We start from the raw sequence: 295 nt of genomic DNA, 5'->3' as shown, positions 1-295 counted from the left end.
CGGCGCCGGGCAGCCTCATCGGTGTCGTCAGCATCGAGGGGCGGACCGCCGGACCGCCGGAACTCGGCTACTGGCTCGGGCAGCCCTACTGGGGCAGCGGCCTGATGGCCGAGGCCGTGACGGCCCTGTGCCACGCGTTCTTCGCCTATACGGGCGGGACGGAACTCGCCGCCTCGGCCCGCACGGCCAACCCGGCGTCCCGGCGCGTGCTGGAGACCTGCGGCTTCGCGCAGGCCGGCAGCGCGACCCGGCCCTTCCCGGCGCGCGGCGCGGACCTTCCGGTCGATCTCTTCAG

1 protein-coding gene is annotated in these 295 nt (G+C 75.3%); it reads left to right on the top strand.

What is annotated here, in order from left to right:
* A partial coding sequence (locus ACLBX8_RS32030; RefSeq protein ID WP_447716454.1) for a GNAT family N-acetyltransferase occupies window positions 1-295 on the top strand: 295 nt, incomplete at both ends.

It is taken from the genome of Methylobacterium sp. D48H (genome assembly GCF_053345715.1).
The sequence above is the reverse complement of the archived record's forward strand: the minus strand, read 5'-3'. Positions and strand labels throughout refer to the sequence as shown.